The organism is Streptococcus pseudopneumoniae (assembly GCF_001072315.1).
GTDB classification, from domain to species: Bacteria; Bacillota; Bacilli; order Lactobacillales; family Streptococcaceae; genus Streptococcus; species Streptococcus pseudopneumoniae_R.
The window spans coordinates 1-11,272 of the sequence record NZ_JVLI01000014.1 but is presented as its reverse complement, the minus strand read 5'-3'; the positions used below and the strand labels follow the sequence as shown (position 1 = coordinate 11,272).

Here is an 11,272-nt window from a genome sequence, read left to right as displayed (position 1 = left end):
TGAAACTGACGAAGTCAGCTCAAAACATCGTTTTGAGGTTGTAGATGAAACTGACGAAGTCAGTAACTATATATGGCAAGGCAATGTTGACGCGGTTTGAAGAGATTTTCGAAGAGTATAAATGCTCATGAAACAACAGATACAGGTATCAAAACTGTGACAAAACAAGTCCCTAAATTTACTAAAGACACTGCTCAACTTTACACCTGTAAATGGTTGTTGTATAATAAAGTTACAAAGATGTACGACCACACTGTTGTAAATCATAGTGTTCGCGAATATATTACTGATAGCATTTCTACAAATACAAGTAAAGGGATCGGATGAGATTCAAACGAAATATGTCAGTGTTTTGGCATTCCTAGCCTTAATATCATTTAAAAAATTGTATAGACAAAATTTTTCCCAATACAGACACTCGTAACAACTGCTTCATTTTTCTACCAACATATTTAGGAACGGGATAAGATACAAGAGGATCAATCCATAAATCAGTTCTATACCAATCTAAGACAAATAAGTTAAAAAAAACGATTGATAATAAGCAAATGGATTCCAAATTTTCTCTATCTGCTCATTTTAATAAACAATACTAGTGTAACTATCCTTCCAGTCAGAAACTTGTCAAATCACACCGAAAATTCTTCTAAAATTTATCTCGTTAGGCAATCAAGCAAAAACTCAACGATAGTACAAACATTATCATACAGAATTGACTTCCTAAATTATATACTTTAGTAAGGTTTTCGGATAAGAAAAAAGGTTCATTTTACATTTCTAAACACTCTTCTCTAAGATGAAAAACAGAATTTTTCGATTGTGATTTAAAGCAACAAGAAGATTTTCAATATCATCCTATAGATACGAGCTAATTAAGAAAAACTACATTTTTGAATATAAACTACAATAAGATAAACTAAATTTCATAGGAGGAAGACAATGGATTGGTACGATTATATGATACAGGCATCCAAACAATCACAATTCAACGCAAGCCATTGGTTTCGCTATTTGCGAAAAGTTATTTTTGAAGACTATTCTTATTTAACAAACCAAGATATAGAAAAGTTGCTAGACTCCAAAGAACTAACCCATTTTCAAAAAATTAGCTTGAAGTATGCCTTTCAAGAGCATACTCCAACTCATAAATATGTGATTTCATTAAATAAACCTGCTAAGTTAACCAATGTTCAAAAATTGATGGAGAAATACAAGCATGGATAAAATGAAACCGGTCTTCCAAGCCCTAAATAAGGAATTAATTCAGGAAAATCTGACTTTAACAATTATCTGTGTCGGTGGCTATGTCTTAGAATATCATGGTTTGCGTGCCACACAAGATGTTGATGCTTTTTATGACCAAAATCAGAAAATCAATGAAATTATTGCTCGTGTAGGAAAACAGTTTAATCTTAACACTCACGAAGAGTTATGGCTCAACAATCATGTTGCAAATATGAACAAACAACCTCCCTTAAGTTTATGCGAATCCTTGTACTCATTTGAGAATCTGACCGTTTTAGTAGTCCCTATTGAGTATGTGTTAGGAATGAAGATGATGAGTATCAGGGAGCAGGATTTAAAAGATATTGGTGCAATTATTAAATACAAAAACTTTCATTCACCATTCGATACCTTTAAATATTTAAAAGACATGGGATTTGATACTATTGACCTCTCTGTTCTCTTAGAAGGTTTTAGTTATGCTTATGGTATGGATTGGTTAGAAAAATTTTTTAAAGAAAATCAAGATAAACTTCGCGAATTTTATTAACAGTATCAAACAAGATGATTGTCAATTAGCCAGTCGTCTTGTCTTTATGATGGAATGAAATAAAATCGGAACAAATCACTTAGAGAATTCCAGTCAATTTCTAGCACTGTTTGAGCCGTCTCAGCGGACTATTTCAGATTCGGTCCACTATTCCTTCCCAAAAACATTGCATATTGCGTCGAAGGAATTGCTCACACTATCCCAAGCACAAAACCCTCAGTCGATTGACCGAGGGCTCCTTATTTCCTTATTCAAGAACTTGATTAGCTCAATGCGTCCAAGGCATCATCCATTGAAAGAACTTCGTGGAAGACACGTTGTGTCAATTCAGTTTTTTGTTCTGGAGTGAGGTATTTAGTGTTTACACAGTATCCAGAGATACGTACGATAACATCTTCACCTGACATAATCTTTTCGTAAACATCGTTCAAGTCCATAACGTTCAAGTTAACGTGTTGTCCACCGTTTTCGAAGTAACCATCAAGGATTGTTACCAAGTTATCAACTTGTTCGTCACGAGTCTTACCAAGAGCGCGAGGTGAAACTTGAGTAGTCAATGAGATACCATCAGCTGCGTAACTAAAGTCAAGGCTAGAAAGTGAGTTCAAGTTTTGCAACCAGCCACCTTTAGCTTTGTTAGATGGGTTAGCACCTGGTGAGAAGAATTCAAGTTTAGACAAGTTCACAGAACCATCTTCGTTGAGGTATACACCTTTGTGGACTGGTGAGTTACCAGTTTGTTTAGAGTAAGCAACGTTAGATGTGATAGTCAAAAGTGAAACTGTAGCTTCTGCGTCTTTGTAAAGTTTGTGGCTACGTAGACGAGTCGTGTAAGCTTCAATCAACCATTCTGCCAATTCGTTTGAACGTGGGTCATCTTCACCCCAACGTGGGTATTCACCGATTGTTTCGTAATCGTAGATGTAGCCATTTTCATCACGGATTGGTTTAACTGTAGCGTATTTGATTGCTGACAATGTATCAACAGTGTTAGCAAACCCACAGATACCGAATCCCATGTTGGCACGTTGTTTAGTTGGCAAGAAGGCCATTTGAACAGCTTCGTAGTTGTACTTATCAGTCATGTAGTGGATGATGTTCAAAGCATCTACGTAAGTGTCAGTCAACCAGTCAAGAGATTTTTCAAAGTTAGCTTTAACTGATTCAAATTCAAGAACTTCGTCACGGATTGGTTCGATGTCAAATACTTTGTAGTCTTTGTGAACATCGTCGTAACCACCGTTCAAACCAGTAAGAAGGGCTTTCAATACGTTTACACGAGCACCGAAGTACTGGATGTTGTGGCGTTGTTCCTCATTTTCTGGGTCAAGTGGAGACACACAGCATGAGATACAGCTCATTTCACCATATCCGTCTTTAGCCATTGTTGTTACACCTTCGTATTGGATAGAAGAGTGTTTGTGGCTCATGTGCATACAGTAGCGACGGAAGTTGTATGGCAATTTGTCAGTCCAAAGAACTGTCAAGTTTGGTTCTGGAGAGTTACCGATATTGTCAAGAGTATTTAAGAAACGGTAGTCCATCTTAGTAACACGGTGACGACCGTCGTTACCCATACCAGCCATAGAAGTTGTGATGAATGTTGGGTCACCTGAGTACAATTGGTCATAAGCTTTTGTACGAGCAAATTTAACTGTACGAAGTTTCATAACGAAATCATCAACGAATTCTTGGATTTCTGATTCAGTAAATGTACCACGAGCAAGGTCACGTTCTGCAAAGATATCCAATACGATTGGTACACGTCCTAGAGATGTAGCAGCACCGTTGATAACACGGCAGACAGACATGAAGGCGATGTTAACCCATTGGATTGCTTCTTTAACGTTCATCGCTGGTTTACGAACGTCAACTCCGTAAAGGTCACCCAAGCGAACAACTTGTTGCAATGCTTGATATTGAAGGTTGATTTCTTCACGAAGACGGATTGTTTCTTCATCGATTTCTTCGATTGCATTCCAATCGTTTACTTTTTCTTGCATCAAGTAGTCTGCACCGTAAAGAGCAAGACGTGCGTAAACACCGATGATACGTCCGCGTGAGTATGCATCTGGAAGACCAGTTACAGTGTGTGCGTGACGAGCGCGACGGATATTTGAAGTGTAGGCACGGAAAATACCGTCGTTAACTGTTGTTACATATTTAGTGAAGATTTCGTGAACAGCTGGATCTGGTTCGTATCCATTTTCTTTCAAAGTAGTTTCAGCCATACGGATACCACCTTTTGGCATGAAGTTCAATTTGAAGAGTTCATCGTTTTGGATACCGAAGATAACTTCGTTTTCTTTATCAATAAATCCTGCTGGAATGTCAGCAATAGATGTTGGACGAGTGTCCATTGGGAAACGAGTTTCTTCGTAGTGAGCCTTAGTTTCTTCTACAATTTTTTTGATGTGAAGTGAGCGTTCCGTTGGTCCTGCGAGGAAGCTTTCGTCTCCATCGTAAGGTGTGTAGTTAGCTTGTACAAAGCGTGATACACTTGCTTTTTCTTTCCAATCTACGCCTTTGAAGCCTTCCCAAGCTTTGTCAAAAATATCTTGTGCTTCAACAACTGTCTTAACAACCATGTTAATGTCCTCTTTTTTCTTTCTAGTAACAGTCATCTGTTACATTCATGAGACAAGTATACCATACAGTAACCGATTTCAACAAGTGAAAAACCCCTATTTTTACACTTTCTTTTCTAAAACAGTCTATATTTTGTTCCAAACTGTATTATATTTTTGAAAAAATAAAGTCCTTTTTTCTTTTTTTCAGAAAAAAGGGTATAATAAAAGAAAATAAGCGGTAATACTCAATAAAAATCAAAAAGTAAACTAGGAAGCTAGCCACAGACTGCTCAAAGCACTGCTTTGAGGTTGTAAATAAGACTGACGGAGTCAGTAACATATACCTACGGCAAGGCGAAGCTGACGTGGTTTGAATTTGATTTTCGAAGAGTATAAAAAGGTGCTAGGCATGTTGATTTTCCCTTTGTTAAATGATTTGTCAAGAAAAATCATCCATATTGACATGGATGCCTTTTTTGCTGCGGTGGAAATCAGAGATAATCCTAAACTCAGAGGAAAACCTGTCATTATCGGAAGCGACCCTCGGCAAACAGGTGGGCGGGGAGTCGTTTCTACCTGTAGCTATGAGGCACGAGCTTTTGGTGTCCATTCAGCCATGAGTTCCAAGGAAGCTTATGAACGTTGTCCCCAGGCCGTCTTCATCTCAGGAAATTATGAGAAATATAAGTCTGTGGGACTCCAGATTCGAGCTATTTTTAAGCGCTATACAGATTTGATTGAACCCATGAGCATTGACGAAGCCTATTTGGATGTAACAGAAAATAAACTCGGTATCAAGTCAGCGGTCAAAATCGCTCGCCTCATTCAAGAGGATATCTGGAAAGAACTTCATCTAACTGCTTCTGCTGGCGTTTCTTACAATAAATTCTTAGCTAAAATGGCCAGTGATTATCAAAAGCCACATGGTCTGACAGTGATTCTACCTGACCAGGCTGAGGATTTTCTCAAACAAATGGATATTTCCAAGTTTCATGGAGTAGGAAAAAAGACAGTCGAACGTCTTCATCAAATGGGAGTTTTTACTGGCGCTGACCTACTTGAAGTCCCTGAGGTAACACTAATAGACCGCTTTGGCAGACTGGGCTATGACCTTTATCGAAAGGCTCGTGGCATTCACAATTCCCCAGTCAAGTCCAATCGTATCCGTAAATCAATCGGCAAGGAAAAAACTTACGGGAAGATTCTCCGTGCCGAGGAAGACATTAAAAAAGAGCTGACTCTTCTATCAGAAAGAGTCGCTCTCAATCTACATCAACAAGAAAAAGCTGGAAAAATTGTCATTTTGAAAATCCGCTACGAGGACTTTTCAACTCTTACTAAACGAAAAAGTCTAGCTCAAAAAATACAGGATGCTAGTCATATAAGCCAAATCGCCCTGCAACTCTATGAAGAGTTAAGTGAGAAAGAAAGAGGTGTCCGCCTGCTGGGGATTACCGTGACTGGATTTTAAAACCTTGAAGAGTTGCCCCTTCAAGGTTTTTCTTATACAAATAAACGGACAAAACTGTAAAGTAGCAAAACACTACCAAGCACGATGCGGTATTTACCGAAAAGGGTAAAGTCGTGTTTTTTCACATAGCTGGTCAAGAAGCGAATAGCGACCATGCTGACTGCAAAGGCGACTCCCATCGCAACCAAGAGCAAGAACAATTGCCCAAAGCTCAAGAGTTGTCCTGCTTTTACAAATTTGAAAATCTTTAAGGCGCTAGCGCCAAACATAACAGGAATCCCTAGATAGAAGGTAAATTCTGTCACAACAGAACGACTAGTTCCATTCAACAAACCACCGACAATCGTTGCTCCAGAACGGCTTGTCCCTGGCAAAAGGGCAAGAACTTGGAAGAGCCCGATATAGAAAGCTGTCGTATAAGGAAGTTTGTCCAACTCTGTTACACTTGGTTCAATAGCACGAGCTTTATTGCGCTTTTCCAAATAGATAAAGGCAATCCCGTAGATAATCAACATGAGGGCAACAGAAACCATGTTATGGAAGTGGGTATCAAACCAATCATCAAATTTAAAGACACCAAGTAAAGGTAAAGTAGCAATCAAGACCTTCAACCACAGTCTCCAAGTCTTACGAACTTCCTTTTTGTCCTTAGTCGGTTTAAAGGGATTTAGTTTATTAAAGTAAATCACCATGACTGCTAAAATCGCACCAAGCTGAATCACGACATTAAACATAGACATAAAGGCTTCGTTTTGATTTTGGTATTGGATAAATTCCTCTGCTAAAATCAAGTGACCTGTACTGGAAATCGGCAACCATTCCGTAATTCCTTCAACAATCCCGAAGAAGATAGATTTTAAAATTTCAATAAGATACATAGATTACTCCTTTTTTCTATCTTCCATTATAGCATATTTTTTCAGCCTGTGATAGCTCTCTTTAAAAGGCACCGATACTACCACCGCCACCGCCTCCAGAGAAGCCACCGCCAGAACTTCCACTTCCAGAAGATACGGAATAGGTGCTTGCTGTATTTGCGACACTAGCATAATGACTCATTTGTGCTGTTGAATGATAAAACATACTGTGCCAGCCATAAGCTACATAGAGATTGATATCTGGATTTTCTACTTGGATGTGATGAACCTTCATCAAATGACTAACCTTGTCCGCATAGCCAAATAGGGTCGCATAGACCAAGAGGCGATTCCAGACCACAATACTTTCCAACTCTGCCTGATCCAATCGTGCAATCTCCCGCAACATATTTTCAAAACTGGTCCAGAGATAGTAGACTTCTGCCCCCGCTTCATTTAGGACGCCATCACGATTATCTAGTCGAAGCTTCCAATAATAGAAAACAGCCAAAACCAAACCTAGAAAACCAAGTATTGGCAAGAGGAGGTAAAGATAGCCATAAACATCCAAACTGTACAAGAACAAACCAAATCCAATAAATAGGGGCAGGATAGTCAAGGCACCCATACCCACTTGCAAGGCCTTTTCCCCACCAGTTAAGGGACGATAGTAATCCGGAAGCCCCCAGAAGGAAACTCGACTTCTCACTCCTTCTTGCATCTGGTTCAATACTTCTTCAAAAGAAGATTTGAGCTGACGCCCCCTTGCTTGAATCCGTTTTTCATCAGAGACTTTTGCTCTACGATAAAGATTATCAGATACCTTGTAATCCGCAAATAAATTGGAAAGAGTTGCTTCTTTTTTGCCTGAAAAAGCCAGATTTAGACAGTCTTTCTCAAAGCTTGACAAACCATCTTCTTTTACTAGCCTCAAACCAACTGCATCTCCTTCTGAAATGATAGAGACATTCCCACGGTCTATCACATCTAGCAAGGTAGCTTGAATAAGTTGGTCAAAGGTAAACTTTCCAGCTCCCTTGACCAAGGGGCTCACTTCCTCCAAGGAGGTCGAGTAGACAGCCTCTGATAAAACCATAGGTTCTAATTCCATTGGTGGTTCATAGAGACGATGATTTTTGGCATATTTGACTGAAGGAGTGGTCTTTCTTCTATAGATAAAATAGAAGCAGACACTCAATAACAAGGAGATAGAAAGTATCGAAGGAAAGACCCAAGTAACGAGTTGTTTACTTTGCTCTTTTTCTTTAACAATCGAGTCTTCTATCTTATTAAACTCTTCTAAACGATTCCCTTTCAATCCCTGATCCCTAGCATTAGCAAAATCGGTACGAGGCCAATAGGCATGCAATTCAACTCCACGCTTAGCCGGAAGATTGTCCAAACGAATAGTATCATCAAGGTTACTCTTTTCAACCATTCCCTCTCTAAAAAGTTTGCCTGTATGGAAAAAGAGTTTTTCTGCCCCCATGTCTCCCCTTACATTAAATTCAAACTTGCCAATAGCCCCTGAACTATCTGTCAGAGGTTGCCAATTTAATTCAGCGATGTCATCATATAGGAAAAGCAAATTTTTTAAGTTCCATGTAAGGTCAACTTCAACTGTGTCGCCATCTTGACCTGGATTATAAACTTTAACAGTATAACCATCTGCTCCTTCTATCACTTCGCTAGTAACGTCTGCTAGTTCAGCACCGTTTTTCGCAGCCTGAACCTTTGGATGAGGGTCAATGTCAAACCCGCTAGGCATCTTGCCAGCACGTCCAAGTCCCACTATTTGGCCCTTAAAGTCCTCCTCAAACTGGTAAACTATCTTCTGTCTAAATTCTGCTGTATTGTCTGCATGAATATACAAATCCCCTTGGTAAGAGTTTATCTTGAAATCAATGGCAAAAACAGAGAATGGCAGAAGGCAAAACAAGCCTAACACTAGTAAGAAAAAAGTTTTTTTCATCAACTAAGCCCCCTTTTTATCTTTACTATCATTATATCATTTTTTCATAAGTAAGGGCTTACCTATATTGAAAAATAGAGTTTTTTTCGATAAAATAGGAGACAGTTATTTTTTAATAGATTAGAATAGGAGAAATCATGAGAAAAATATACTTATCTATTTTCACAAGTCTCTTGCTGATGCTAGGATTTGTCAATGTTGCTCAAGCTGATGAATATTTACGCATCGGGATGGAAGCAGCATATGCTCCCTTTAACTGGACCCAGGATGATGATAGCAATGGAGCTGTCAAAATCGATGGAACCAACCAGTATGCCAATGGATACGATGTTCAAATCGCCAAGAAAATCGCTAAGGACTTAGGCAAAGAACCTTTGGTTGTTAAAACCAAGTGGGAAGGTCTAGTCCCCGCCCTTACTTCTGGTAAGATTGACATGATTATCGCAGGTATGAGTCCAACTGCCGAACGCAAACAAGAAATTGCCTTTTCAAGCAGTTACTACACTAGCGAACCAGTTTTGCTTGTCAAAAAAGATTCTACTTATGCAAACGCAAAATCTTTGGATGACTTTAATGGTGCGAAAATCACTTCTCAACAAGGTGTCTACCTCTACGACTTGATTACACAAATCCCGGGTGCTAAAAAAGAAACAGCTATGGGAGACTTCGCTCAAATGCGCCAAGCACTTGAGGCCGGTATCATCGATGCCTATGTTTCTGAACGCCCTGAAGCTCTGACTGCTGAAGCTGCGAACTCTAAGTTTAAAATGGTTCAAGTAGAGCCAGGTTTTAAAACTGGAGAAGAAGATACAGCTATCGCTATTGGACTTCGTAAAGATGACAATCGTATTAGCCAAATCAATGCCAGCATTGAAACCATTTCAAAAGACGACCAAGTTGCCTTGATGGATCGTATGATCAAGGAACAACCTGCCGAAGCTACAACAACTGAAGAGACTAGCAGTAGTTTCTTTAGCCAAGTCGCTAAAATTCTTTCTGAAAACTGGCAACAACTCTTGCGTGGTGCTGGTATCACTCTTTTAATCTCTATCGTCGGAACCATCATCGGTCTCATCATCGGTCTTGCCATTGGTGTTTTCCGTACTGCTCCTCTCTCTGAAAATAAAGCCATTTATGGATTACAAAAACTAATCGGCTGGATCCTCAATGTCTACATTGAAATTTTCCGTGGTACGCCAATGATCGTTCAATCGATGGTTATCTACTATGGAACTGCCCAAGCTTTCGGTATCAACCTTGACCGCACACTGGCTGCTATCTTCATCGTTTCGATTAACACCGGTGCCTACATGACTGAAATCGTCCGTGGTGGTATCCTAGCAGTTGACAAGGGACAATTTGAAGCTGCGACTGCTCTTGGTATGACTCATAACCAAACCATGCGCAAGATTGTCCTACCTCAGGTTGTCCGCAATATCCTACCAGCAACTGGTAATGAATTTGTCATCAATATCAAAGATACATCTGTATTGAACGTTATCTCTGTTGTCGAACTTTATTTCTCAGGAAATACCGTGGCAACGCAAACCTATCAATACTTCCAGACATTTACAATCATCGCCGTGATTTACTTTGTCCTCACCTTCACCGTAACACGTATCCTACGCTTCATCGAACGCCGCATGGACATGGATACCTATACTACAGGTGCTAACCAAATGCAAACGGAGGATTTGAAATAATGACACAAGCAATCCTTGAAATTAAACACCTCAAAAAATCCTATGGCCAAAACGAAGTGCTAAAAGACATTTCACTCACTGTCCACAAGGGAGAGGTCATCTCTATCATCGGAAGCTCTGGAAGCGGGAAATCGACCTTCCTACGCTCCATTAACCTACTTGAAACGCCAACTGATGGACAAATCCTTTATCATGGACAAAACGTCCTCGAAAAAGGCTATGACCTCACGCAATACCGTGAAAAGTTAGGAATGGTTTTCCAATCCTTTAACCTCTTTGAAAATCTCAACGTGCTTGAAAACACAATTGTCGCTCAGACAACTGTTCTTAAACGCGAACGTACAGAAGCTGAAAAGATTGCCAAAGAAAACCTTGAAAAAGTCGGCATGGGAGAACGCTACTGGCAAGCCAAACCAAAACAACTCTCAGGTGGTCAAAAACAACGTGTCGCCATCGCTCGTGCCCTTTCAATGAATCCAGACGCTATTCTCTTTGATGAACCAACATCAGCTCTCGATCCAGAAATGGTTGGAGAAGTCCTCAAAATCATGCAGGATCTAGCTCAGGAAGGCTTGACCATGATTGTCGTAACCCATGAAATGGAATTTGCCCGTGATGTCTCTCACCGTGTTATCTTTATGGATAAGGGTGTGATTGCTGAAGAAGGTAAACCAGAAGACCTCTTCACTAATCCTAAAGAAGACCGTACAAAAGAATTCCTTCAACGCTATCTTAAATAAAAAGAAAAAGCTGCATCGATCGTGCAGTCTTTTTGCTGTCCTCATACTCTTCGAAAATCTCTTCAAACCACGTCAGCTTCGCCTTGCCTTAGGTATATGTTATTGACTCTGTCAGTCTTATTTACAACCTCAAAACAGTGTTTTGAGCAGCCTGCGGCTAGCTTCCTAGTTTGCTCTTTGATTTT

Annotated in this window: 8 protein-coding genes; 5 read left to right on the top strand and 3 right to left on the bottom strand. The window is 39.7% G+C overall.

From position 1 onward, the window contains the following. Positions 1 to 939: 939 nt before the first annotated feature. Together ADH54_RS00770 and ADH54_RS00765 are read left to right on the top strand one after the other, a co-directional pair. Positions 940 to 1,224: a hypothetical protein gene (locus tag ADH54_RS00770; RefSeq protein ID WP_000384127.1), complete on the top strand. Its 285-nt coding sequence runs from the start codon at positions 940 to 942 to the stop codon at positions 1,222 to 1,224. After that, the gene (locus ADH54_RS00765) at positions 1,217 to 1,774 is read left to right on the top strand and encodes a DUF6036 family nucleotidyltransferase (protein WP_000359824.1); all 558 of its coding nucleotides are present in this window, start codon (positions 1,217 to 1,219) and stop codon (positions 1,772 to 1,774) included. Before ADH54_RS00770 ends, ADH54_RS00765 begins: the two co-directional genes overlap by 8 nt. Before the next feature lie 263 nt (positions 1,775 to 2,037). Here ADH54_RS00765 and pflB read toward each other — a convergent pair whose 3' ends face one another. Next, the gene (gene pflB / locus ADH54_RS00760) at positions 2,038 to 4,362 is read right to left on the bottom strand and encodes a formate C-acetyltransferase (protein WP_000260631.1); all 2,325 of its coding nucleotides are present in this window, start codon (positions 4,360 to 4,362) and stop codon (positions 2,038 to 2,040) included. Positions 4,363 to 4,753: 391 nt separating this feature from the next. Here pflB and dinB point away from each other — a divergent pair, with 391 nt between their 5' ends. After that, positions 4,754 to 5,815 (top strand): DNA polymerase IV, encoded by a 1,062-nt coding sequence (gene dinB / locus ADH54_RS00755; RefSeq protein WP_049523461.1) that lies wholly within the window; start codon positions 4,754 to 4,756, stop codon positions 5,813 to 5,815. 32 nt (positions 5,816 to 5,847) lie between these two features. Here the strand turns inward: dinB and ADH54_RS00750 are convergent, their stop codons facing one another. Beyond that, positions 5,848 to 6,693, bottom strand: a complete 846-nt coding sequence (locus tag ADH54_RS00750; protein WP_049523459.1) for an undecaprenyl-diphosphate phosphatase — start codon at positions 6,691 to 6,693, stop codon at positions 5,848 to 5,850. A gap of 61 nt (positions 6,694 to 6,754) precedes the next feature. Next, the gene (locus ADH54_RS00745; protein ID WP_049523457.1) at positions 6,755 to 8,644 is read right to left on the bottom strand and encodes a DUF2207 family protein; all 1,890 of its coding nucleotides are present in this window, start codon (positions 8,642 to 8,644) and stop codon (positions 6,755 to 6,757) included. A 137-nt stretch (positions 8,645 to 8,781) separates the two neighbouring features. Here ADH54_RS00745 and ADH54_RS00740 point away from each other — a divergent pair, with 137 nt between their 5' ends. Both ADH54_RS00740 and ADH54_RS00735 read left to right on the top strand, forming a co-directional pair. Beyond that, on the top strand, positions 8,782 to 10,347 hold the full coding sequence (locus ADH54_RS00740) for an ABC transporter substrate-binding protein/permease (protein WP_049523455.1): 1,566 nt from the start codon (positions 8,782 to 8,784) through the stop codon (positions 10,345 to 10,347). Beyond that, a complete protein-coding gene (locus ADH54_RS00735; protein ID WP_000189477.1) occupies positions 10,347 to 11,087 on the top strand; it encodes an amino acid ABC transporter ATP-binding protein in 741 nt (246 codons plus the stop codon). The genes ADH54_RS00740 and ADH54_RS00735 overlap by 1 nt, the downstream gene beginning before the upstream one ends. The last annotated feature ends 185 nt before the right edge of the window (positions 11,088 to 11,272 follow it).

Coding starts and splice junctions, on each gene's coding strand:
- ADH54_RS00770 (WP_000384127.1), top strand. CDS start 940: ATGGATTGGTACGATTATATGATACAGGCATCCAAACAATCACAATTC.
- ADH54_RS00765 (WP_000359824.1), top strand. CDS start 1,217: ATGGATAAAATGAAACCGGTCTTCCAAGCCCTAAATAAGGAATTAATT.
- pflB (WP_000260631.1), bottom strand. CDS start 4,362: ATGGTTGTTAAGACAGTTGTTGAAGCACAAGATATTTTTGACAAAGCT.
- dinB (WP_049523461.1), top strand. CDS start 4,754: ATGTTGATTTTCCCTTTGTTAAATGATTTGTCAAGAAAAATCATCCAT.
- ADH54_RS00750 (WP_049523459.1), bottom strand. CDS start 6,693: ATGTATCTTATTGAAATTTTAAAATCTATCTTCTTCGGGATTGTTGAA.
- ADH54_RS00745 (WP_049523457.1), bottom strand. CDS start 8,644: ATGAAAAAAACTTTTTTCTTACTAGTGTTAGGCTTGTTTTGCCTTCTG.
- ADH54_RS00740 (WP_049523455.1), top strand. CDS start 8,782: ATGAGAAAAATATACTTATCTATTTTCACAAGTCTCTTGCTGATGCTA.
- ADH54_RS00735 (WP_000189477.1), top strand. CDS start 10,347: ATGACACAAGCAATCCTTGAAATTAAACACCTCAAAAAATCCTATGGC.